At 68.2% G+C, this 21,780-nt stretch carries 22 protein-coding genes and 1 riboswitch; of the genes, 16 read left to right on the top strand and 6 right to left on the bottom strand.

Going from position 1 to position 21,780, the window contains the following annotated elements:
• The first annotated feature begins 4 nt into the window (after nucleotides 1-4).
• The 4 genes from B0684_RS02750 to B0684_RS02735 are packed head-to-tail and all read left to right on the top strand — an operon-like array spanning nucleotide 5 to nucleotide 2,604.
• Nucleotides 5-259, top strand: coding sequence for a HypC/HybG/HupF family hydrogenase formation chaperone (locus tag B0684_RS02750; RefSeq protein ID WP_018649597.1), 255 nt, complete (start codon nucleotides 5-7; stop codon nucleotides 257-259).
• Nucleotides 256-1,344 (top strand): hydrogenase formation protein HypD, encoded by a 1,089-nt coding sequence (gene hypD / locus B0684_RS02745; protein WP_018649596.1) that lies wholly within the window; start codon nucleotides 256-258, stop codon nucleotides 1,342-1,344. Before B0684_RS02750 ends, hypD begins: the two co-directional genes overlap by 4 nt.
• Entirely contained in the window at nucleotides 1,341-2,345 is a 1,005-nt protein-coding gene (gene hypE, locus B0684_RS02740) for a hydrogenase expression/formation protein HypE (protein ID WP_018649595.1), read from the top strand. Before hypD ends, hypE begins: the two co-directional genes overlap by 4 nt.
• Before the next feature lie 52 nt (nucleotides 2,346-2,397).
• Nucleotides 2,398-2,604 carry a hypothetical protein gene (locus tag B0684_RS02735; RefSeq protein WP_018168826.1) on the top strand — a complete coding sequence of 69 codons (207 nt, stop codon included), beginning with the start codon at nucleotides 2,398-2,400 and terminating at the stop codon, nucleotides 2,602-2,604.
• Between the two features lie 2 nt (nucleotides 2,605-2,606).
• Here B0684_RS02735 and B0684_RS02730 read toward each other — a convergent pair whose 3' ends face one another.
• On the bottom strand, nucleotides 2,607-3,110 hold the full coding sequence (locus tag B0684_RS02730) for a GNAT family N-acetyltransferase (protein WP_143592439.1): 504 nt from the start codon (nucleotides 3,108-3,110) through the stop codon (nucleotides 2,607-2,609).
• Between the two features lie 170 nt (nucleotides 3,111-3,280).
• On the opposite strand from B0684_RS02730, the gene B0684_RS02725 reads away from it, so the two are divergent.
• From B0684_RS02725 to B0684_RS02715, 3 genes are all read left to right on the top strand, one after another.
• Nucleotides 3,281-4,231, top strand: a complete 951-nt coding sequence (locus B0684_RS02725) for a PDC sensor domain-containing protein (protein ID WP_018168824.1) — start codon at nucleotides 3,281-3,283, stop codon at nucleotides 4,229-4,231.
• Between the two features lie 93 nt (nucleotides 4,232-4,324).
• Entirely contained in the window at nucleotides 4,325-5,161 is an 837-nt protein-coding gene (locus B0684_RS02720; RefSeq protein ID WP_026305913.1) for a PP2C family protein-serine/threonine phosphatase, read from the top strand.
• 47 nt (nucleotides 5,162-5,208) lie between these two features.
• A complete protein-coding gene (locus B0684_RS02715) occupies nucleotides 5,209-6,255 on the top strand; it encodes a LysM peptidoglycan-binding domain-containing protein (protein ID WP_233123371.1) in 1,047 nt (348 codons plus the stop codon).
• Here the strand turns inward: B0684_RS02715 and B0684_RS02710 are convergent.
• Together B0684_RS02710 and B0684_RS02705 are read right to left on the bottom strand one after the other, a co-directional pair.
• On the bottom strand, nucleotides 6,232-7,953 hold the full coding sequence (locus B0684_RS02710; RefSeq protein ID WP_018168821.1) for a serine/threonine-protein kinase: 1,722 nt from the start codon (nucleotides 7,951-7,953) through the stop codon (nucleotides 6,232-6,234). The genes B0684_RS02715 and B0684_RS02710 overlap by 24 nt on opposite strands.
• A 19-nt stretch (nucleotides 7,954-7,972) precedes the next feature.
• The gene (locus B0684_RS02705) at nucleotides 7,973-8,455 is read right to left on the bottom strand and encodes an FHA domain-containing protein (RefSeq protein WP_018168820.1); all 483 of its coding nucleotides are present in this window, start codon (nucleotides 8,453-8,455) and stop codon (nucleotides 7,973-7,975) included.
• Nucleotides 8,456-8,667: 212 nt separating this feature from the next.
• Between B0684_RS02705 and B0684_RS02700 the strand changes: the two genes are divergently transcribed.
• Together B0684_RS02700 and B0684_RS02695 are read left to right on the top strand one after the other, a co-directional pair.
• Entirely contained in the window at nucleotides 8,668-9,039 is a 372-nt protein-coding gene (locus tag B0684_RS02700) for a DUF5362 family protein (RefSeq protein ID WP_018144985.1), read from the top strand.
• 112 nt (nucleotides 9,040-9,151) lie between these two features.
• A complete protein-coding gene (locus B0684_RS02695; protein ID WP_018168819.1) occupies nucleotides 9,152-10,249 on the top strand; it encodes a GGDEF domain-containing protein in 1,098 nt (365 codons plus the stop codon).
• 311 nt (nucleotides 10,250-10,560) lie between these two features.
• On the opposite strand, the gene thiC is transcribed toward B0684_RS02695, so the two are convergent.
• A complete protein-coding gene (gene thiC / locus B0684_RS02690; RefSeq protein ID WP_018168818.1) occupies nucleotides 10,561-12,450 on the bottom strand; it encodes a phosphomethylpyrimidine synthase ThiC in 1,890 nt (629 codons plus the stop codon).
• An 81-nt stretch (nucleotides 12,451-12,531) separates the two neighbouring features.
• Nucleotides 12,532-12,629: riboswitch (TPP riboswitch) on the bottom strand.
• 101 nt (nucleotides 12,630-12,730) lie between these two features.
• Between thiC and B0684_RS02685 the strand changes: the two genes are divergently transcribed.
• Both B0684_RS02685 and B0684_RS02680 read left to right on the top strand, forming a co-directional pair.
• Complete coding sequence (locus B0684_RS02685; RefSeq protein WP_018168817.1) at nucleotides 12,731-13,411, top strand: TIGR00153 family protein; 681 nt, start codon at nucleotides 12,731-12,733, stop codon at nucleotides 13,409-13,411.
• A 34-nt stretch (nucleotides 13,412-13,445) separates the two neighbouring features.
• The gene (locus B0684_RS02680) at nucleotides 13,446-14,705 is read left to right on the top strand and encodes an inorganic phosphate transporter (RefSeq protein ID WP_018168816.1); all 1,260 of its coding nucleotides are present in this window, start codon (nucleotides 13,446-13,448) and stop codon (nucleotides 14,703-14,705) included.
• 52 nt (nucleotides 14,706-14,757) lie between these two features.
• Here the strand turns inward: B0684_RS02680 and B0684_RS02675 are convergent, their stop codons facing one another.
• Entirely contained in the window at nucleotides 14,758-16,266 is a 1,509-nt protein-coding gene (locus tag B0684_RS02675; protein WP_018168815.1) for a protein adenylyltransferase SelO, read from the bottom strand.
• A gap of 145 nt (nucleotides 16,267-16,411) precedes the next feature.
• On the opposite strand from B0684_RS02675, the gene B0684_RS02670 reads away from it, so the two are divergent.
• A complete protein-coding gene (locus tag B0684_RS02670; protein ID WP_018649594.1) occupies nucleotides 16,412-16,915 on the top strand; it encodes a hypothetical protein in 504 nt (167 codons plus the stop codon).
• 67 nt (nucleotides 16,916-16,982) lie between these two features.
• Here the strand turns inward: B0684_RS02670 and argH are convergent, their stop codons facing one another.
• Nucleotides 16,983-18,431, bottom strand: coding sequence for an argininosuccinate lyase (argH, locus tag B0684_RS02665; RefSeq protein ID WP_018175931.1), 1,449 nt, complete (start codon nucleotides 18,429-18,431; stop codon nucleotides 16,983-16,985).
• Between the two features lie 113 nt (nucleotides 18,432-18,544).
• Here argH and B0684_RS02660 point away from each other — a divergent pair, with 113 nt between their 5' ends.
• The 4 genes from B0684_RS02660 to B0684_RS02645 all read left to right on the top strand — a co-directional run.
• Nucleotides 18,545-19,576 carry a sensor histidine kinase gene (locus B0684_RS02660; protein WP_018168812.1) on the top strand — a complete coding sequence of 344 codons (1,032 nt, stop codon included), beginning with the start codon at nucleotides 18,545-18,547 and terminating at the stop codon, nucleotides 19,574-19,576.
• On the top strand, nucleotides 19,573-20,295 hold the full coding sequence (locus tag B0684_RS02655) for a LytR/AlgR family response regulator transcription factor (protein WP_018175930.1): 723 nt from the start codon (nucleotides 19,573-19,575) through the stop codon (nucleotides 20,293-20,295). The genes B0684_RS02660 and B0684_RS02655 overlap by 4 nt, the downstream gene beginning before the upstream one ends.
• A 103-nt stretch (nucleotides 20,296-20,398) precedes the next feature.
• Entirely contained in the window at nucleotides 20,399-21,343 is a 945-nt protein-coding gene (gene hemC, locus B0684_RS02650) for a hydroxymethylbilane synthase (protein ID WP_077276955.1), read from the top strand.
• Nucleotides 21,344-21,347: 4 nt separating this feature from the next.
• Nucleotides 21,348-21,780: uroporphyrinogen-III synthase (locus tag B0684_RS02645; protein WP_143592438.1), on the top strand; the 433-nt coding region annotated here is incomplete at its 3' end.

The following is a 21,780-nucleotide window of genomic DNA, read 5'->3' as shown; positions in this document are numbered from 1 at the left end:
GCCCATGTGCCTTGCCATCCCCGGTCGTATCGACAGCGTGGACGGTGTCGACCCGCTGTTCCGCCAGGCGCGCGTAGCCTTCGGTGGCGTCACGCGCATGGTCTCGCTGGCCTGCACCCCCGAGGCCGGGCCCGGCGACTACGTGCTGGTCCACGCCGGCATCGCGATCGCCACCCTCGACGAGGCCGCTGCCGAACGCACCCTGGCGGCCCTGCGCGAAATCCCCGCGCACGACCCGCCCGCCCCGGAGGGCCCGTGAAGCACCTGGACGAATACCGCGACCCGGCGCTGATCCTGCGTCAGGTGGAAGCGATCCGCGCCACCTGCACCCGGCGCTGGACGCTGATGGAGGTCTGCGGCGGCCAGACCCACGCGATCCTGCGCCATGGCCTGGATGAACTGCTGGCGGACGCCGTCGAGCTGATCCACGGGCCCGGCTGCCCGGTCTGCGTGACCCCGGCCGAGACCCTGGACCAGGCGGTACTGCTGACCCGCCACCCGGAGGTGATGCTTTGCACCTTCGGCGACATGCTGCGCGTGCCCGGGGCGCTGGGCGACCTGAACGCGGCGCGCGCGGCCGGGGGCGAGGTGCGCGTGATCTACTCGCCGCTGGATGCGGTGGCGCTGGCGCGCGAACACCCGGAGCGCGAGGTCGTGCTGCTGGCGGTGGGCTTCGAGACCACCGCCCCGGCCGCCGCAATCGCCGTGCTGCAGGCCGAGGCCCTGGGCCTGGGCAACCTGTCGCTGCTGGTCTCGCACTCACTGGTCCCGCCGGCGATGGAGGCCCTGCTGGTCGACCCGGACAACCGCATCCAGGGCTTCCTGGCCGCCGGCCATGTCTGCACGGTGGAGGGGGCGGCCGCCTATCACGCGATCGCCGAACGCTTCCGGGTCCCGATCGTGGTGACCGGCTTCGAGCCCGTGGACCTGCTGGCCGGGATCCACGCCTGCGTGGAGCAACTGGAACGCGGCGCGGCCCGGGTGGAGAACCGCTACGACCGGGCCGCGCCGGACGACGGCAACGCAGCCGCGCGCGCTGCGGTCTCTCGCGTCTTCGAGCCGGTCGAGCGCGAATGGCGGGGCATGGGACGCCTGCCCGCCAGCGGCCTCGGGCTGCGCCCGGAATACGCCCGGTTCGACGCCGTGGCCCGTTTCGGGCTCGTCACACCCGAGGCGACCGGGGATGGCCCCTGCATCGCCGGCGAGGTGCTGCGCGGACTGCGCCGCCCCACCGACTGTCCCGCCTTCGGCCGCGATTGCACGCCGGATACCCCGCTGGGCGCGCCCATGGTCTCCTCCGAGGGGGCCTGCGCGGCCTACCTGCACTATCGGGGCGAGGCATGACCACCGACGTCGTACGCCTCGCGCATGGCGGCGGGGGGCGGATGCAGGCGAAGCTGCTGGACGAGGTGATCCTGCCAGCGCTGGGCATCCCGGCCCTCGCCGCCCCCGATGCTGCCGTGCTCGACGCCCCGGGCGGGCGCCTGGCAATGACGACGGACAGCTTCGTGGTGCGGCCGCTGTTCTTCCCGGGTGGCGACATCGGCCGGCTCGCGGTGCACGGTACGATCAACGACCTGGCGATGGCCGGGGCGCGCCCGCTGTGGCTGACCCTGGGCCTGATCCTGGAGGAGGGGCTGCCGCTGGACGACCTGCGGCGCGTCCTCGCCTCGGTGCAGGCGGCCGCAGAGGAATGCGGCGTGCGGGTGGTCGCCGGCGACACCAAGGTGGTGGAGGCCGGGCGCGGCGACGGGGTCTACATCAACACCAGCGGGGTGGGCGTCGTGCCCGAAGGCGTGCAGATCACGCCGGGCGCGATCCGGCCCGGTGATGTACTGCTCGCCAGTGGCGATCTTGGCCGCCATGGTGTCGCAATCCTCGCCGCCCGCGAAAACCTGGGCCTGGACCCGCCGATCCCCAGTGACAGCGCATCGGTCGCCGGGGCCGTGGCCGCACTACTGGCCGCCGGCGTGCCAGTCCGCGCGCTGCGCGACCCGACCCGCGGCGGTGCGATCGCCGCCCTGCAGGAGCTGGCCGATGCCTCCGCCTGCCGGCTGGTGCTGGAGGACGCCGCAATCCCCGTGCGCAACGACGTGCGCGGGGCCTGCGAGATCCTCGGTCTGGACCCGCTGCACTCCGCCTGCGAGGGCCGCTTCCTGGCCGCCGTTCCGGAACACGCGGCCGCTCAGGCCCTGAGGATTCTCCGGACCCGCGCGGAGACAGCCGGGGCCGTCGCCATCGGACGGGCGGAGGCGGGCGAACCGGCCGTCATCCGGCGCCTGGCGACCGGCGTGGAGCGCCGCGTCATCCTGCCGGCCGGCGAGCAACTGCCACGTATTTGCTGAAGCGGCCTGCGTGTCGCGCTATGGTGGGTCAGAACGACAGGAGGACCCCGAGATGAACTTGCGCACCCTCATGGGAACCGCTCTAGCATTGGCCACCACGCCCGTCCTGGCCCACCCCGGCCACGGACACGGGGACGCCTTCTCGCTGCTCCACTTCCTGAGTTCACCCGAGCATCTCTGGCCCCTCGGGCTGCTGATGCTGGCCATTGTCGGGGGCCTGTTCGGTGCCCGCTGGTGCCGCCACCGGGCGCGACGCTGACGTCAGCCGGCGACGGGCGAACCTTCCACCGCCCACCAGTAGCGCTGTTCGTAGTCACGGTCGCGATCGCGCACCGGTACCGGGACGAAACCCATCGCCGCGAAGAAGCTGGCCGCCGAGGCCTGGGCCTTGACCAGCACCCCGGCCACCCCGGCCTCGTGCGCGGCGCTCCGGCAGGCCTCGACCAGTTGCCGGCCCACACCCTGCCCGCGGGCGGCTCGCCCCACGTAGAGGCCATGCAGCAACAGCCCATCGGCGGCACCCTCCGGCAGCTCGCGGGTCTCCGCCGTCTCCCAGGCGGCGGCGCCGACCACCTCGCCCGCACGCTCCAGCACCGTCACCTCGAGGAACATCAGATCGGCCTCGGTATAGCGGTAGGCCGGCAGGGCGAGCCGGCGCACGCGCTCGGGCAAGGGCCAGTCCTCGACCGCCTCGGCCACCAGCCCATTGATAGCGTCGAGATCGCCGGGGCGGGCCGGGCGGAGGGATTCGGTAGATTTCGTCATGGGCATGTTCGCAGTATCGGGCACAGGCTGACTCGTCGTCGGCATGGTTCCTGCTCGGACCTGTTCGACGGGCCGAAGTGCCGGGACAAACGGCCCGCGCGGGCCGTCACGACAACGCCATCCCCGATCAGGGATAATCGTGGCGCACCGAAAGGAGACGACACCGCACCATGACGGAACTGAAAAAGGCGATCGAGCACCAGCGCGACTACCTCGAGGACAAACTGCATGAACCCCTGGCGGAGATCGCCAGCCGCTTGAGCGCGGCGTGGCCACGCCGCGAGGCGCTGGACTCGATCCTGGAGGAGGCGATCCGCCAGATCCCGGAGGCGACCTTCGTGTATGCGCTGAATACCGAGGGGGTCCAGCTTTCGGACAACATCTCGCGCACTGGCGTACTGCCGGAACACTTCGGGCGCGATCGCTCGCAGCGCCCGTACATGAAGGAGGCCGTGCCCGCGGACGGCTTCCTGCTGTCGGATGCCTACATCAGCCTGCTCGGACGCCGGCCATCCCTGACCTCATTGCAGCTGGTGCGCGACGACCAAGGCAATGCGCTGGGCTTTCTCGGCGCGGATTTCGACCTGCGCAACCTGCCCGACTTCTCCGAGGACCTGTACGAGGAACCCAGCGAGTGGCGCCAGATCAAGGGCGATCCGTCGATTCGCGGGACACTGTTCCTGCAGAGCCGCACCGAGAGCCTGATGGACCAGAACATGGACACCGCCCTGGCCATTCTGGAAGAACTGTTCACCGAGCGCGGCGTGTTCCAGGGCGTATTTCACTTCTCCAGTTCGCGCGCCACGCTGTGGACCACCGAGGACCCGTACCGCTACCGCATCCTGACCCACGAATCCCTGGGCGACCCGGACGTCTGCCTGGCGTTTCCGCACGAGCCATACCCCGCGGAGGCGCTGATCCCGAGGGAGGACGTCGGCCGCGTGCTGGAGGCGTTGCGCGCGCTGCGCTATGCCGACGAGACCGTGTACCTGCGTTCCGCCTCGATCAACCTGTTCAACGGCATGATCAGCCTGACCTTCTCGTGCGACGGCTCGCATTACATGACCTGGGACGACTTCCTCGGCCGCTCTATCCAGTTCTGGATCGGCGCCACCGGCTAGGGAGACACGGATCGATGCGCTTCTCCCCCCGGGGCTGTCGCGCGCCGATCAACTCGGTCATCATGGTCGCGGGATCAGCGGGGCCACACGCACATGGAAACCGGATACGCCAGGGAGATGGGTGGCCGCGCCGAGCAACAGGACGCGGTGACCGTGCTACAAAACGCGGACGGGCAGAGCGCCCTGCTGCTGGTCGCGGACGGAATGGGCGGCCACGAGGGCGGGGCACGCGCCTCGCACGCCGCGATCGCGACCGCCGAACGCCTGTGGACCCGCTACGCGGGGCAGGCTGCCGATGCCCGTGACCTGCTCCACGCTCTCTTCCACGAGACCCATGCAGCCTTGCTGGAGGCCGGGGGTACCGATCCGTCACAACGCCCCGGCACCACGCTGGTGGCACTGTATGTGACCCCGACCTCCGCCTGCTGGGCCCATTGCGGCGACAGCCGGCTGTACCACTTCGAGGGCGACACCCTTCAGCGACGCACGCGCGATCACACCCGGGTCCAGCAGCTGGTCGACGAGGGGGTAATAAGCGAGGCGCAAATGGCAACGCACCCGGAGCAGAACCGGCTATTGCGAGGCCTCGGCGTGGTCGACCCGATCGAAGTGGACTACGCCGAGGCCCCCGTCACCCGTCACACGCGCTTCTTGTTGTGCTCGGACGGCTTCTGGGAACAGATCGGACCGATCGAGATCGCGGAACTGCTGGACAGCCCGGACCTCGACTCGGCCACCGCGAGCGCCGCCGTCGAAGCGGCGCGACGCGGCGGAGCCAAGGGTGACAACGTGGCCCTGGCAGCATGGCGGAGCGGGCCGCCGCGCGGGCGTTTCTGGCGCCGGCACCTGAAGGCGCGCATTGGGCCCACGCTGGGCCTGCTGGCGCTACTGGCTGCGGCCCTTGCGATCCTGCTGTGGCCGCTGGACTGATGCCGACCGTATACTCGCGGACTCGCCGAGCCGCACCAGTCCTTGCCATGATGCCAGCCCACACCACGCTGCTTCGCCTCGTCCTGCTTGTCGTACTGACAGCGTTCCTGTCCGGCTGTGCGCAGCTACAGGGCTTGTTCGACCCCGAGGCGGAGTCCGCCGAGGACGTGGTCGCCGCGACCGACGAGGCCCCGTCCGACCCGATCGCCCGTGAGGGGCAGGACGAGCGCCTCAAGATCGCCGAGATCGTGCAGCTCTTGCAGGGCGGCGAGATGGACCGGGCACGCTCGGCACTGGACCGGATCCTCGCAGATGATCCGGGCAACCGCGCCGCCCGCGGCCTGCGTGAACAGCTCTCCGGGGATCCGCAGGCGACCCTGGGCGAGGCCTATTTCGTTCACACGGTCGAGCCGGGCGACAGCCTGGGCGGGCTGGCGCGTGAGCACCTCGGCGATGCCACCCGCTTTGTGATCCTCGCACGCTACAACGACATCGAACGCCCGGACCGACTGCTCGTCGGGCAACGGCTGCGCATCCCGCGGGATGTAGCGGGGCCGCAGCGTGGCGAGACCGATCTGGACGAACAGCTGATGGCTCTGGACCCCGACGCCGCGCCCGGCGTCAGCGAGGACGGTTTGCGCCGCGCAATCGAGGCCGACCTGGCAGCCGGGCGTTATGGCGCGGCGCTGGAGGTCGTGGAGCTGGCCCGCGAGCACCCCGAGGCGCAGAACGAATGGGCCAGCTGGCTGGACCCCCTTTCGCGCGACGCGGCGATCGGCTACTGGCACCAGCGGGGCGTGGAGGCGCGCTCTGCAGGCGCGACCGGAAACGCGCTGGAGGCCTTCGGCCGGGTGCTCGAACAGGACCCGCAACACGCGACCGCGCGCCAGCACCTTGACGAGCTGGAGCAACAGCGCAAGGAGGCCCTGCACGCGGAGGCCATCGTGCGCTACCGCAACCAGGACCTGGAGACCGCCATCGCATTGTGGGACGAGGCCCTGGCGATCGACCCCGGGTTCGAGGCGGCGCNNGCGCCGCCTGGATGCCCTGGACCGCGAGAACGACCGGAGTTAATCCGTAGCGGTACGTCTTGAGGTGGCTTCGATCGGCAACTCGTCGGATGCGAGCTCCTGGGTGCGGTCGCCGTCAGCAACCGGCCCGGCAGCGCTGCACTCGGGCGTCCCGGCGACCCGGCGCTTCATGCGCGCCTCCAGCGAGTCGGCCATCGCGTTGTAGGCACTGAAGACCCGCTCGAAGTCGTCGTGTCGACGGGCACGGATCCGGGTATCGAGCCGCCCCTGACCGATCTGGTCCAGCGCCCCGCGCAGGCGGTCCAGCGGCGCCTGAAGACGCCGGGCGAGCACGTAGGCCCCCAGGAGCACCGCGAGGAGGGTGACCAGCGTGAGCATCAGCAAGGCCATGAAGGTGGCCTCGTTCGCCGCGCGCAGCGACCCCGTGGACAGCCCGACCTGGAGTTGCCCAAGGTGATGATCCTGGTAGCGAACCGGGGCCTCGAACATGAACAGCTCTGCGCCATCCCGCCCGGTGACGGACCACACGGCCTGGCCGTCGCGACGCTGAAGCAGGCGGTCCTCGGAAGGCGGCTCGTAGGGCTGGCCCAGGACCTCCGGGTCGCTGCTGGCCACCACCTCGCCGCGGTGGTCCACGACGCTCAGCAGGGCGATCTCCCGGTTCGCCTGCATGTCGCGCAGGCGGCCCTGGACCGCGATGGTGTCCTCCAGCAACAGGTCCTCGGCACTCTCCACCGAGATGATCTGCGCCAGCGTGGCCCCATAGTCAAACGCCAGGTCGGTCATCACCTCATTCTGCTTCTGGTGTACCAGCGTACCGCCGACAACCAGGGTGACCGCCACCAGTGCCCCCATGACCGCGGCCCAGCGCAGACGCAGCGGGATGATCCGACGCCCGGCACCTGCCCGTTCGCGCTCGGCGCGTTGCTCGTCGATACGCTCGAGGTCCACCAGTAGCTCGCCGGCCGACTGGTAGCGCTCGTCCGGCTCCTTCGCCAGCAGGCGCAACACCAGCTCGATCAGTTCCTGCGGACAGTCGCGCACGATGACCCGCGGTGCGGGGACCGAATCCTTGACCACCCGGGTCAGCAGGGTCTCGACATCATGCCCGCGAAACGGGGTGGCCCCCGTCAGGAGCTCGTACAGCACCACGCCCACGGAATAGAGATCGGCACGAGCGTCGGTATCGCGGCCACGGACCTGCTCCGGCGCCATATAGTGCGGCGATCCTGCGATATAGCCGTCGTCGTCCTCGGCAAGCCAGTCGTCGTCGGCGCGCCAGTCGGGGTCCCTGAGGGTGCGGGCGATGCCGAAGTCCATCACCTTGATGTTCGCCGTGGCGCTGGTGACGATGATGTTCTCGGGCTTGATGTCACGGTGCACGACGCCATGCCGGTGGGCATAGTCCAGGGCCTCCACCAGCTGGATGGCGATCTTCAGGACATTGCGCAGCAGCAGCGGCCGGAACTGTTCCGCGAACTCCGCGAGGGTGATGCCGTCCAGCAGCTCCATCGCGATGAACGGCTGCTGATCCGACTCGCCGACATCGAAGATGGTGACGATGCCCGGGTGGGTCAGGGTGCCGGCGGCACGCGCCTCGGCCAGGAAGCGCCGGCGGTACTCGGGCCGGCGGGCGTAGTCCGGTTGCAGGCACTTGATCGCCAGCGGACGCCGGATATCCGGGTCGTAGCCGCGATGGATGACGGCCATCGCACCGCGCCCGATCTCCTCGCCGACCCCGTAGCGTCCGATCCGCTGCATGCGCCGGCGACCCTGAGCCTCAAACCGTCTCGAGCAGGATGCGCGCGACGGCCGCCAGTACCAGGACCGCAACCGCGATGCCCAGCCAGCGCCAGCGTGACCGAGGCCCACGGCCAGGCCGGGCATCGGAACCGTCGTCGCGGCGGCGGAACACGAACTCGGCCCGCCCGAAACGGACGTGGTCGCCGTCCTTCAGCGCAGCCTCGTGCACCTTTTCGTCGTTTACCCAGGTGCCGTTGGTGGACAAGAGATTGACCACCCGGCATTCGCCGCCGTCGTTGACCAGCCAGGCATGCTGCGAGGAGACGCTGCCCTCCTGCAGTACGATGTCATTGGTAGCCTCACGCCCCACCGAGCGCTTGCCCGGTTTCAAGGTCAGGCGCTGCTGGCCGAAGGGCTCGGAGATCCCCACCAGCACCGGGTGGCCGCCGGGGGGCGCCCCCCCGCTGGCGGTGTCCGCGGCGCTTTCCTGCTCGGGCAAGGCCTGTCCCTGAAACAGCATTGTCCCCTGCGGCCCGCTGCGGCCGGCATCCCTGCGTCGTCCCTGGTCGCTCATACATCCCCCTGCTTCACGAGCCTTGCGTGGCCCTGTTTTTCGGGTTGTCACCTGCTCGAGTATGCACGGGCGGCGCGCACCAAAACAACGAATGCGTCACACCATGAAAGGGCCTGCTATGCTCCGGCCATCCGCCCATCACGACAAGGAGTCTGAACATGGAACAGGACACCACCAACGGGGCCGACCTCCGTGGACTGATCGAGCCGCTCGTTCGCGGAAAATTCTGGATGCAGTTGATCGGGGTGATGCTAATCATCTCGGGCGTGCTGACCGCCCTGTCGATCATCGGCATCATCATCGCCTGGATCCCGATCTGGGCCGGCGTGGTCCTGATGCAGGCCGCCGGCGCCTCCCAGCGCGCCTACGAAAGTGCCGATCCGGAAGCGATCAAGTACGCCCTCGGCCGCCTGCGCATCTACTTCACCATCTTTGGCGTGCTGCTGCTGATCTACCTGATCCTGATGGTCCTGGGCATGATCTTCGGCATCGGCGCCGGCCTGATGGGCGGCTTCGGCCACATGCAGTAGTCCCGGCGGGCGCCACTTTCGATTAACGTTTCGCATGGCCCGTTCGCAGGGCCGCGGCGGCGACACGTCCGGATCCGCACGCTGCGGCCTGAACGGTTATAGGAGTCAGGGTTTGGACATCATCAGGCGCCTGCGGGTCCTGGGAAACCCGTTGCACCGGGAAGACTCAGACGCTCGACGGGCTTTCGCGGCCTGGCATCGCCAGGTGCGGATCCCGCAGGCCCGCTACGTCGCGTTCCTGACGGCCCTGCTGTATTTTCTGTACGCCGTCCTCGAGCAATCGGTGGCCACCGACCTGCACACCTCGAGGCTTGTGGCCCATGCCCTGCTGGTGCCGGGATTGCTGCTGGCGGTCGGGCTGATGAGTTTCGATCAGCGCCTGCAGCCGCTGATGTGGGTGCTGCTGACCCTGGCACCAGTGGTAGCGAACGCGGCCAACCTGCATCTGAACGTTGGTTCGGCGCAGTTTCTGATATTCGCCCCCGAGATCTATCTCAGCATCATGTGGACGTTTGCGATCTCCGGACTGGCCCTGCGCCAGGCCGTGATTGCCGCAACCGCCATCATCGCGCTGGTAATCGCCGCCACCTTCCGCCAGCCGCTGGAGGCGGATCTGCTGCAGCTGCACCTGATGTGGGCCCTGGCCGCGTTCTCCTTCGGCTGCTTGAGCGCCTTCATCCTCGAGAAGGCCCACAAGCACACCTTCCTGCAACAACAGCAGCTGGCCCGTGCCGCCCGGATCGACGAACTGACCTCCTTGTGGAACCGTGCGCATATCGAGCGCCTGTTCGACGATGAACGCGCACGGGCCGAGCGCTACGGTGAACCGTTCGCGGTCATCCTGATCGACATCGATCACTTCAAGTCCGTGAATGACACCTGGGGACACAGCACCGGCGATGGGGTGCTTCGCCAGTTCGCCGGCCTGCTGCGGCAGAACCTGCGCAAGGTGGATGCCATCGGTCGGATCGGGGGCGAGGAGTTCTTCGTGCTGCTACCGCAGACGCGCGGCGAACAGGCGCTCGTCGCTGCCCGTGAGCTGCAGGCGCGAATCACCGCCTTCGACTTCGAGACGGTGGGGCGGCTGACCGCGAGCTTCGGTGTCACCGAATACCGCCCCGGCGAGGACCGGGTCGACACCTTCAATCGTGCCGACCAGGCCCTGTACGCCGCCAAGAAGAACGGCCGTAGCCGGATCGAGGTGCGCTAGGGAGACGCTGATTAATTCGCACGTCCGCGTTGGTGCCCCATTTTTTCCGAGACAAGGCGCGGTGCGCAGCGCCGTAGTCACTCTACGGTCAAGCGCCGCAACGCAGGATCGGGAAAAATGGGGCGCCAACCCCTTGAGGGCTCGGCCGCCCGTTGTTGACGAAAATGGGCCCGCTGACCGCGTTGCGGCTTGCTTATGTAGCTCGGCTACACTTCGCTCACCGCGCCTTGTCAGCGGGCAAAATCGATCGAGCGCGGACGTGCGAATTAATCAGCGTCTCCCTAGCGTCTCTAGCGTCTCTCCCGGTCGATCTACACCTCGCGGTAGAGGCGCGCACCCTTCTCGACGAACTCGACCGCCTTCTCCTGCATCCCCTTCTTCAGGGCCTCGTCTGCGGAGACGCCCTGGGCCGCGGCGTAGTCGCGCACATCCTGGGTGATCTTCATGGAGCAGAAGTTGGGGCCGCACATGGAGCAGAAGTGGGCGACCTTGTGCGCGTCCTTGGGCAGGGTCTCGTCGTGGAATTCGCGCGCGCGTTCCGGGTCCAGCGCCAGGTTGAACTGGTCCTCCCAGCGGAACTCGAAGCGCGCCTTGGACAGCGCGTTGTCCTGCAGCTGCGCGCCGGGGAAGCCCTTGGCGAGATCGGCCGCGTGGGCGGCGATCTTGTAGGTGATGATGCCGTCGCGCACGTCCTGCTTGTTGGGCAGGCCCAGATGCTCCTTCGGCGTCACGTAGCAGAGCATCGCGGTGCCATACCAGCCGATGTTGGCCGCGCCGATGCCGGAGGTGATGTGGTCATAGGCCGGGGCGATATCGGTCACCAGCGGGCCGAGGGTGTAGAACGGCGCCTCGAAGCAGTCTTCCAGCTCCTTGTCGACGTTCTCCTTCACCTTCTGCAGCGGGACGTGACCGGGGCCCTCGATCATCACCTGCACGTCGTGCGCCCAGGCCTTCTGCGTCAGCTCGCCCAGGGTCTCCAGCTCGCCGAACTGCGCGGCGTCGTTGGCGTCGGCCAGGCAGCCGGGGCGCAGCCCGTCACCGAGGGAGAACGAGACGTCGAACGCCTTCATGATCTCGCAGATCTCGTCGAAACGGGTGTAGAGGAAGTTCTCCTCGTGATGCGCCAGGCACCACTTGGCCATGATCGAGCCGCCGCGCGAGACGATGCCGGTCACCCGATCGGCGGTCAGCGGCACGTACTGCAGGCGCACGCCGGCGTGGATGGTGAAGTAGTCCACGCCCTGTTCGGCCTGCTCGATCAGGGTGTCGCGGAACAGCTCCCAGGTCAGGTCCTCGGGCTTGCCGTCGACCTTCTCCAGCGCCTGGTAGATCGGCACCGTGCCGATCGGCACCGGCGAGTTGCGCAGGATCCACTCGCGGGTCTCGTGGATGTTCTTGCCGGTGGACAGGTCCATCAGGGTGTCGCCGCCCCAGCGTGCGGACCATACGAGCTTCTCGACCTCCTCCTCGATCGAGGAGGAGACCGCCGAGTTGCCGATGTTGGTGTTGACCTTCACGCGGAAGTTGCGGCCGATGATCATCGGCTCCAGCTCCGGGTGGTTGATGTTGGCCGGAATGATCGCGCGGCCACGGGCGATTTCGTCACGCACGAACTCGGGCGTGATCGCCTCGGGGATGGATGCCCCGAAGGACTCGCCGGCGTGCTGGCGCAGCAGCTTCTTGTAGCGCGGGTCGGCGCGCAGCTCCTGCAGGCGGTTGTTCTCGCGGATGGCGACGAACTCCATCTCCGGGGTGACAACCCCCTGGCGGGCGTAGTGCATCTGCGAGACGTTCGCCCCGGACTTCGCCCGGCGCGGCGGGCGGATGTGCTCGAAGCGCAGGCTGGCCAGTTCCGGGTCGGCGGCGCGGACGCGGCCGTATTCGGAACTGGGGCCATCCTGCCATTCGGTGTCGCCGCGCTCGTCAATCCAGCCGCCGCGCAGATCCGTCAGGCCATGGCGCAGATCGATGGTCGCGTCCGGATCCGTGTACGGGCCCGAGGTGTCGTAGACCGGGATCGGCGGGTTCTCTTCCGGGGTGCCGGAGGTCAGCGTGGGGCTTTGTGCGACCTGGCGGAACGGCACGCGGATATCCGGGCGCGAACCCTGCACGAAGACCTTCTCGGAATTGGGAAACGGGCGCGTGACGTCGGCGGAGACCTGGGCGGTCTTGCGGGCGAAGGACTCGGGGATGGCGCTCATACAGTGACCTCTGCGGTGCGGGCATGGCAGCAGAGGGAACGGAACGGGCCGGACAGACTGCGAACGGAGCGCGCGCGGACTGGATCGAGCACCGAGCTTCCCTCCGCCAGCGTTAACTGGTTCAGGTTCAAGGGGACTCTCTCAGCTCGCATCGATCGCGGGCACCCCCAGCTCTGACGGATGAGTGTACCGCACCGAGGGCGTCGGCGGGACCAACAAGACCGCGCGCGCTCCGGTGTTTTGCGTTAGATTAACGCTTTGTGACAACCTTCGCGCCGCCATGTCCCCCAAGAACTTCGTCTTCGAGCTGTTTGGCCGTTCCCCGGTACGCCCGCTACAGGCGCACATGGAGAAGGTGCGCGCCTGCATCGCCGAGCTCCCGCCGTTCATGGAGGCCATGGCCCGCGACGACTGGGAGACCGCGCGGGTACAGCAGAAGAAGATTTCGAAGCTGGAACGCGAGGCGGACCGCCTGAAGAAAGACCTGCGCCTGCACCTGCCCAAGGGCATGATGCTGGCCATGTCGCGCCGCGACGTGCTCGACACCCTGCTGATCCAGGACCGCATCGCCAACATGGCGAAAGACATCGCCGGGCTGATGCTGGGCCGCCAGATGCAATTCCCCGACAACATGGGCGAGTCGCTGAAGCGCTTCCTCGACCGCAGCGTGGATGCCGTCGACCAGGCCGGCCGGGCCATCAACGAGCTGGACGAACTGGTGGAGGCAGGCTTCCGCGGCCACGAGGTCGAGGTCGTCAACGGCATCCTCACTGAGCTGGACCAGATCGAGCACGAGTCCGACGAGGCCCAGCGCGAGGTGCGCGAGATCCTGTTCGCGCAGGAGGCCGAACTACCGCCGGTCAACGTGATGTTCATGTATCGCGTGATCGACTCCATCGGCGAGCTGGCCGACCTGGCCCAGCGTGTAGGCAGCCGCCTGCAGCTGATGCTCGCCAAGTAACCACCGGCACCCAGGCACAGGCACCGAGGACGGCATGGAATACAGCACCCTGTTGCTCGGCCTTGCAGTGATCTTCGGCCTGTTCATGGCCTGGGGCATCGGCGCCAACGACGTTGCCAATGCCATGGGCACCTCGGTGGGCTCACGCGCGCTGACGATTCGCCAGGCGGTGTTTGTAGCCGCGATCTTCGTCTTCTCCGGGGCCTGGCTGGCCGGCGGCGAGGTCACCCAGACCATTCGCAGCGGGATGGTCGACTCCAGCCTGATGGCCGACAACCCCGAATTGCTCGTTTACGGGATGCTGGCGGCCCTGGCAGCCGCCGGGACCTGGCTGATGGTCGCCTCCTATTTTGGCTGGCCGGTCTCCACGACCCACTCCATCATTGGCGCCATCGTCGGCTTTGCCGTGGTCGGCCTCGGCTTCGAGGTGGTTCGCTGGGAACGTGTCGGCACCATCGCGATGTCCTGGGTGGTCTCGCCGCTCGTCGGCGGGATGATCGCCTTTGCCCTGTTCCGCAGTGTGCAGATCCTGATCCTCGATACCGTCGATCCGCTGAAGAACGCCAAGCGCTGGGCGCCGCTCTATATCTTCCTCACGGCCTTTGTCACGGCACTGGTGACGATGTTCAAGGGCCTGACCCACGTCGGCCTGGACCTCACGCCCGTGCAGGCCTATGGCTTCGCGATCCTGATCAGCGCCATCGTGGTCGTGCTCGGGATGATGGCAATCCGCCGCCTGCGCTTTGACGATCCCACCGGCGTGGGCGAGGAAGGCTCCCATTTCGCCAATGTCGAGAAGGTGTTCGGCATCCAGATGGTGGTGACCGGGTGCGCGATGGCCTTTGCCCTGGGCTCCAACGACGTCGCCAATGCCGTCGGCCCGCTGGCTGCCGTCGTGGACGTGATCCAGACCGGCGATGTGAGCACCGAGACCGTCGTGCCCATGTGGGTGCTGCTGCTGGGTGGGGTCGGGATCGTGTTCGGCCTGTTCACCTACGGCCACAAGGTGATCGCGACCGTGGGCACCGGGATCACCCAGCTCACCCCCAGCCGCGGCTATGCCGCCACCGCCGCGGCGGCGGCCACCGTGGTCCTGGCCTCCGGCACCGGCCTGCCGATCTCCACTACCCATACCCTAGTGGGCGCGATCCTCGGCGTGGGCCTGGCGCGCGGGATTGCCGCGATCAATCTGGGGCTGGTGCGCATGATCTTCCTGTCCTGGATCGTGACCCTGCCGGCCGGCGCGATCCTCGCGGTGGTCTACTTCTACATCCTGCGCGGTATCCTCGGATAAGTTGGCCTCGGTCTCCGGACGTTCCAGTCCGGGGTCCGGCCTGCACGCCCTCTCAGGACGAACAGCTTAGCTGGATCCCGCTCGCCCACTCCGGCGGCAGGTCCGCATAGGCCTCGTATTCCGGCTGCTCGGCGAACGGACGCGCCAGGATCTGCTGCAGACGCAGCACCTCGGATGCATCCCCTGCCTCGGCTTGCTCGATCGCGGCCTGGGCCAGATGGTTGCGCAGGATGTACTTGGGATTGACGGCATTCATCGCCGCGCGCCGCTCTTCAGGGGGCAGCCCCTCCCCCGCGAGCCGCGCCTGATAGCGCGACCACCAGGCCTGCCATGCGGCCCCATCCTCCAGTTCCGATTCCAGTTGCGCCCGGATCTCCGGCTGCTCCAGGTCCGGCAGCTGGCGGAAGAATCGGGTGTAATCCACGCCCTCGGCCGTCATGCGTGCGAGCAGCTCCTGGATCAACGCCTCGTCGTCCTCCTGCTCCACCTGCAGCCCGAGCTTCGCGCGCATACGCGCCAGCCAGGCCTGCCGGTACTGCGACTGGAAGCCCTGCAGCAGCGCCTTGGCGTGCTCGATCGCCGCCTCGCGAGTGGCGTCGGCGAAATGGATCACCAGGGTCTCGGCCAGGCGGATCAGGTTCCACTGCGCGATCTGCGGCTGCTGGTCGAAGGCATAGCGCCCGCCCTGGTCGGTGTGGTTGCAGATGTAGCCGGGGTCGAAGGCATCCATGAACGCGAACGGCCCGTAGTCGATGGTCAGCCCGGCCAGGCTCATGTTGTCGGTGTTCATCACGCCGTGACAAAACCCGATGGCCTGCCAGTCGGCGACCATCTCCGCGGTGCGGGCGATCACCGCCTCCAGCATCGCGGCGACGGGATCATCGGCCCCCTGGAGTTCCGGGTAGTCATGTGCCAGGGCGTAGGCGATCAACTCCTGCAGGCGGGCGCTGTAGCCGTTGTAGTGGAAGTACTCGAAATGCCCGAAGCGCAGGAAGCTCGGCGCGGCACGCAGCACGATGGCCGCCGGCTCGACACGCTCGCGGTACACCGGCAGGCTGGACCCGAACAGCGCCACCGCACGGGTGGTCGGCACGCCAAGGGCGGCCATTGCCTCGGAGACGAGATACTCGCGCACCGAGGAACGCATGACCGCACGACCGTCCGCGCCGCGCGAGAAGCGCGTCGGACCGGCGCCCTTGACCTGCAACTCCCAGGTCTCGCCCGTTGGCGTGCGAACCTCGCCCAGGAGCTTCGCGCGACCATCGCCCAGTTGCGGCACGAAGACGCCGAACTGGTGTCCCGCGTACACCGAGGCGCGCGGCTCGGCGCCCGCCAGCTCGCTACCGTGAGTGCAGGCCCCGAGCCACGGGTCGCGGCCAAGGGCCGCGGCCTCCAGGCCCAGACGCTCGCACATGGCCGGGCTGCTCGCCAGGCAGGTCGCATCCGGAAACGGGGCGGGAGCCGGGCTCTCGTGAAAGGCCTCCGGCAGACGGGCAAAGTGGTTGATCCACTCCAGTTGGCTCTCGGATGCGGCGGCGTTGACGGGGTCGGGAACCGACATGGGGCATTCTCGGCAGGTTGCGGTGTCAGGGGTTATCATGCGCGTCGCATCGACCCGGGTTCAGGAACCCACGGCGGTCGCGCGTTCATTTTCCGGCCGGATGCCCCACGGCAGCCGGCACCCCAGCATTCCGGAGGCAAGCCCCGTGTCCGAACAAGACAACCCCAAGCCGCAGAACCTGAAGACCAACGAACGCCTGGTCTGGCTCGGCTTCATGCTGTTTTTCGTGGTCGTGCTGGCGATCTACATCGCCCGCGGCAACGGGCTCGAACAGGATCTTTCGGAGGCCAACCGCGACCTGCTGCAGGCGCAGATGCAGCTGCAGCAATACACCCGCCACGAGATCCCGCGTCCGGTGGAACTGGGCCTGACCAATGCCCATCTCCAGGACCTGCAGCGTCGCGGCATGGTGCGCCCGAACGAGCGTCTCGCCGATGACCTGATGCAGCAGACCGGCCTGATCCCGCACGAGGCGCCGGAAGGCGACGCATACGCGTTCCGCCGCGACGGCATCCACGTCCTGAACCACCAGTGGGTCCTGGCGAACTTCGAGGGCGATTCGGCGCACGGCCAGCTACTGCTGGCCTACGAGGTCGTCCACGGCAACGTCCACTGGGAAGTGCTGGAGTCCACGCTGGACCGGATCTGAAGGCGGGCCAGGCGGCACACAGACGCGCCCCGCCCCCGCACAACGGGAACCGCAGCGCGGGGTGAACTCAGCGGTCGGCGCGGGCCAGCGCGGCCAGGTGCTCGCGGGCGGCCGCAGCCTGGCGGCGCACCTGTTCCGGGGCGGTCCCCCCCGTGAGGTTACGCGCGGCGGCCGAGCCCTCGGGCGTCAGCACCGTGAACACGTCCTCGCCCACCGCCGGGCTGATCGCCTGCAGGTCCGCCAGCGGCAGCTCCGCCAGATCCACCCCGCGCTCCTGCGCAATACGCACCGCTCGCCCGACGACCTCGTGGGCATCGCGAAAGGCCACACCGCGCCCGACCAGGTAGTCGGCCAGATCGGTCGCCGTGGCGAAGCCCTTGCGCGTCGCCGCCAGCGTATTCTCCCGCCGCACCTCAAGGTTCGGCACCATGTCGCCGAACGCACGCAGCGAGCCCAGCAGGGTGTCGACGGTGTCGAACAGCGGTTCCTTGTCTTCCTGATTGTCTTTGTTGTACGCCAGCGGCTGGCTCTTCATCAGGGTCAGCAGCGACATCAGGTGGCCGTAGACCCGGCCGGTCTTGCCCCGCACCAGTTCGGGTACGTCCGGATTCTTCTTTTGCGGCATGATCGAGGAGCCGGTGCAGTAGCGATCCGGCAACTCGATGAAGGCGAACTGGGCGCTGGTCCACAGCACCAGCTCCTCGGCCTGACGCGACAGGTGCATCATCAGGGTCGCGGCGGCCGCGGTGAATTCGATGGCGAAATCACGATCGGAGACCGCGTCCAGGGAGTTGCGGGTGACACTGTCGAAACCCAGCAGCTCGGCGGTGTATTCACGATCCAGCGGATACGGCGTACCGGCCAGCGCGGCGGCGCCCAGCGGCAGGATGTTCACCCGGCGCCGCGTATCACGCAGACGCTCGGCATCGCGCTCCAGCATCTCGTACCAGGCCAGCATGTGATGGCCGAAGGTGACCGGCTGGGCGGTTTGCAGATGAGTGAAGCCGGGCATCACGGTATCCGCCTCGCGCTCGGCCAGGGCCACCAGGCCATCCTGATAGCCGCGGATCAGGCGCAGGACATCGTCGATGGCCGCGCGCAGCCACAGGCGGATGTCGGTCGCGATCTGGTCGTTGCGCGAACGCCCGGTATGCAGTTTCTTGCCGACGTCGCCGATGCGTTCGATCAGCCGCGCCTCGATGTTCATGTGCACGTCCTCGCGCCCGACCTGCCAGTCGAACTCGCCGGCGGCGATCTCGTCGCGGATGGCGTCCAGCCCCGCGAGGATCTCCCCGGCCTCGGCCTCTGTCAGCACCCCGACCTTGGCCAGCATGCGCGCATGCGCCTGTGAGCCCTGGATGTCCTCGCGGTACAGGCGGCGGTCGAAATCCACCGACGCGGTGAAGCGCTCGACGAAGGCATCGGTGGGCTCGGAAAAGCGCCCGCCCCACAGCTTGGCCTCGCCGGAGGCGGCGGGCGTGGCGGCTGGCTTGTCGTGCGAGGAATCCTGCGTCATGGTGCATCCTGAAGCGGGTGGGAAAGACACGGAAGTATACGGGCACAGCCGGGGAGTGAACATGGCGCGGTCCCGCGCCCGTTTGCGCACGGCAACAGGGGAGAGTGTTACGCATGGCCCAGGGGGAAACCACCAGGGACACCACCGGGGAGCTCTCGCCGCTGCCCGATTTCTGCAGTGCGGAGACGTTGCTGCGCGTGCTCATGGTGGCCGTGCTGCTGGCACTGGCCGTGGCCCTGTTGCGCGGCGGCGGCCAGGACTGGCTGTCGGCCCTGGCGCTGCACGCGCTGTTCATCTTCTGGGTGGCGCTGACCAGCCTGTTGATCCTGTGCGGGCTCAAGAGATCGCTGCACCGACTGCCGCTGACCGCGCAGATCGTGCTGCCGCCCTTGGTTCCCATCGCCAACACCGCCATCGTCTATCGCCTCGCGGAGGAACTGGTGCTGGCCGACCCGGCGCTGCGCTGGCCGGTGATCGGCGTCGCCACCATCCTCAGCCTGATGGCCATGCACTACCTGTACCTGCAGGCGGCCTGGCAACGCGAAACCCGGGCCGTGGCAGCGGCCCGGGAACAGGCCATGCGCGCCCGCCTGCGCCCGCATTTTCTCTACAACAGCATGAACACCATCGCCGGGCTGTGTCGCAGTGATCCTGCGCGTGCGGAACAGATCACCCTGGATCTGGCGGATCTGTTCCGCGCCACATTCGCCACCGGCGACCGCCACTCGCTGCGTGAGGAGCTGGACCTGGTCCGCGCGTTCCTCGAGATCGAACAGACCCGTTTCGGCGAACGCCTGGTACTCGACTGGGACTGCCCCGACCACCCGGGCCTGGATCTCGATGTGCCCACGCTGATCCTGCAACCGCTGGCGGAGAACGCGATCCAGCACGGGATCGCACCCGCACGCGGCGCAGGGCGCATATGGGTGCGCTGCCGCATGGATTCCGGACGGGTCACGGTGACCATCGGCAACACCGTGGATCCACACGCACGCGGCGAGGGGACCGGCACCGCCACCGATGCGGTACGCCTGCGGCTGCAGCACGCCTTCGGCGGGCAGGTACACTTCGAGGCCGAGGCCGAGGCCGAGCGGTTCGAGGTCCGGATCCGTTTGCCGCTCGCGAACCGGGGGGAAACCACATGAACAACGCTCGACTGGAGTTATTGATTGCCGACGACGAGCCGATTGCCCGTCAACGCCTGACCGCGCTCGCCCAGGAGCTGGGGCATCGGGTGGTGGCGCAAGCTGCGCATGCCGGCGAGGTCGAGATGCAATTGCAGGACCACGCGCCGGATGCCCTGCTGCTGGATATCGACATGCCCGGGGAAACCGGGCTGGAACTCGCGCGGCGTCTGCATGCGGAAGATCCCGCGCTGACGGTAATCCTGGTCACCGCACACGACCGCTTTCCGCTGGAGGCGTTCGAGGCCGGGGTGCGCGACTACGTGCTGAAGCCGGTGCGCCGCGAACGGCTGGAACAGGCGTTGCAGCGTGCGGTGCAGCAAAAACAGGACCGGCCCGAGACCTTCCCGAACGAGGTCCACATCACCGTCGGCCGGCGCGAGGAACGCGTACCGCTGGAACAGGTGGACATCTTCATCGCGGAGGGCGGTTACGTCATGGCGCGCTCGGCACGCCTGGCCGGCTTCGTCGACGCCCGCCTGCGCGAACTGGAGGGCCTGTACGGCCCCGCCCTGTTGCGGGTGCACCGCGGCTGCCTGGCGGTGAAGGCCTCGGTCAAGGGCGTCGAAAGCCTCGGCCAGACCGACCACCGCCTGCTGTTCCACGACGACCTGGACCCCATCCCCATCAGCCGCCGCCAGCTGCCACGAGTGCGTGATTACCTGCGCAACGGGACCTGAGAGGGCCGCACACCCCTGCGGGATTCGGGGCGCGAAGCATTCGCCGTTATACTAGGCCGTTTGAACGCCCGGCCGCTCGCGCCGTGGCTCGCCCGGACAATCCATGAAGCCTGTACGCATCGCCACCCGAAAGAGCCCGCTTGCCATGTGGCAGGCCGAACACGTCGCCGCCCGTCTGCGCGCCCGTGAGCCGGAGCGCCCGGTTGAACTGGTGGGCATGACCACCCAGGGCGACCGTGTCCTGGACTCCCCGCTGGCGCGGATCGGCGGCAAGGGCCTGTTCGTGAAGGAGCTGGAGATCGCGCTGCTGGAGGACCGCGCCGACATCGCGGTGCACTCGGTGAAGGACGTGCCGATGGAGCTGCCCGAGCAGCTCGAACTGCCGGTGATCCTCGACCGCGAGGATCCACTGGACGCGTTCGTGTCCAACCAATACGCACATGTCGACGAACTGCCGCAGGGGGCCCGGGTTGGCTCCTCCAGCCTGCGCCGGCAGTGCCAGCTGCGCGCGCGGCGACCGGACCTGGAGGTCCGTGACCTGCGCGGCAACGTGAATACCCGCCTGGGCAAGCTGGATGCCGGCGAATACGACGCCATCCTGCTCGCTGCAGCCGGGCTCAAACGCCTCGGGTTCCATGAGCGGATTCGCAGCTGCCTGGAGCCGGACGTCAGCCTGCCGGCGGTTGGTCAGGGTGCCATCGCCATCGAGTGTCGCGCCGGCGATACCGCCATCGGCGCGCTGATCGCACCATTGAACGATACGGATACCGCCGACCGCGTGCGCGCCGAGCGGGCCTTCAACCGTCGCCTGGAAGGCGGCTGCCAGGTCCCACTGGCAGCCCATGCGACCCTGGTCGGGGATCAGCTGCACCTGGACGGCCTGGTCGGCGCAGTGGATGGCAGTCGCCTGTTGCGCCGCCAGGTCGAGGGGCCGCGCAGCGACGCCCAGGCCCTGGGGATCCGCCTGGCGGACATGCTGCTGGAACTCGGGGCAGGCGAACTGCTCGCGGCCGCACATCGGGAACACGGCCAGGACACGAAGGGGTAGACGCATGACCGCATCCGCAGACGACAACACGGTGGTCGACGAGGCCCAAGGCCCGCTCGCCGGCCTTGGCATCCTGGTCACCCGGCCGGCCGCCCAGGCGGAGCCGTTCTGTACCGCCTTGACGGCCGAGGGCGCGAGCGTGATCCGCTTTCCCGTGCTGGAGATCCTGGCCCCCAGTGATCCCACCAACCTGCGCGAGGTCCTGGACCGGCTGGCGGACTTCGATATCGCCGTGTTCATCAGCCCGAACGCCGTCCAGCGCGTGCTCAATCTGGCCCTGGCGGAACATTCATGGCCCACCACCACAAAGATCGCGGCGATCGGCAACCGCACGGCGCAGGAACTGAAGGGCTTCGGGCGCCCGGCGGACATCCTGCCGCCGCGACGCTTCGACAGCGAGGCCCTGCTGGCGCAGGAGGCGATGCAGGACGTGGCCG

It is taken from the genome of Thioalkalivibrio versutus, from assembly GCF_001999325.1.
In the GTDB taxonomy this organism is placed as follows: Bacteria; Pseudomonadota; Gammaproteobacteria; order Ectothiorhodospirales; family Ectothiorhodospiraceae; genus Thioalkalivibrio; species Thioalkalivibrio versutus.
Note: the sequence above shows the minus strand (reverse complement) of the source record. Positions and strands in the feature narration are given on the sequence as shown.

Coding starts and splice junctions, on each gene's coding strand:
- B0684_RS02750 (WP_018649597.1), top strand. CDS start 5: ATGTGCCTTGCCATCCCCGGTCGTATCGACAGCGTGGACGGTGTCGAC.
- hypE (WP_018649595.1), top strand. CDS start 1,341: ATGACCACCGACGTCGTACGCCTCGCGCATGGCGGCGGGGGGCGGATG.
- B0684_RS02735 (WP_018168826.1), top strand. CDS start 2,398: ATGAACTTGCGCACCCTCATGGGAACCGCTCTAGCATTGGCCACCACG.
- B0684_RS02730 (WP_143592439.1), bottom strand. CDS start 3,110: ATGACGAAATCTACCGAATCCCTCCGCCCGGCCCGCCCCGGCGATCTC.
- B0684_RS02725 (WP_018168824.1), top strand. CDS start 3,281: ATGACGGAACTGAAAAAGGCGATCGAGCACCAGCGCGACTACCTCGAG.
- B0684_RS02720 (WP_026305913.1), top strand. CDS start 4,325: ATGGAAACCGGATACGCCAGGGAGATGGGTGGCCGCGCCGAGCAACAG.
- B0684_RS02710 (WP_018168821.1), bottom strand. CDS start 7,953: ATGCAGCGGATCGGACGCTACGGGGTCGGCGAGGAGATCGGGCGCGGT.
- B0684_RS02705 (WP_018168820.1), bottom strand. CDS start 8,455: ATGCTGTTTCAGGGACAGGCCTTGCCCGAGCAGGAAAGCGCCGCGGAC.
- B0684_RS02700 (WP_018144985.1), top strand. CDS start 8,668: ATGGAACAGGACACCACCAACGGGGCCGACCTCCGTGGACTGATCGAG.
- thiC (WP_018168818.1), bottom strand. CDS start 12,450: ATGAGCGCCATCCCCGAGTCCTTCGCCCGCAAGACCGCCCAGGTCTCC.
- B0684_RS02685 (WP_018168817.1), top strand. CDS start 12,731: ATGTCCCCCAAGAACTTCGTCTTCGAGCTGTTTGGCCGTTCCCCGGTA.
- B0684_RS02680 (WP_018168816.1), top strand. CDS start 13,446: ATGGAATACAGCACCCTGTTGCTCGGCCTTGCAGTGATCTTCGGCCTG.
- B0684_RS02675 (WP_018168815.1), bottom strand. CDS start 16,266: ATGTCGGTTCCCGACCCCGTCAACGCCGCCGCATCCGAGAGCCAACTG.
- argH (WP_018175931.1), bottom strand. CDS start 18,431: ATGACGCAGGATTCCTCGCACGACAAGCCAGCCGCCACGCCCGCCGCC.
- B0684_RS02660 (WP_018168812.1), top strand. CDS start 18,545: ATGGCCCAGGGGGAAACCACCAGGGACACCACCGGGGAGCTCTCGCCG.
- B0684_RS02655 (WP_018175930.1), top strand. CDS start 19,573: ATGAACAACGCTCGACTGGAGTTATTGATTGCCGACGACGAGCCGATT.
- hemC (WP_077276955.1), top strand. CDS start 20,399: ATGAAGCCTGTACGCATCGCCACCCGAAAGAGCCCGCTTGCCATGTGG.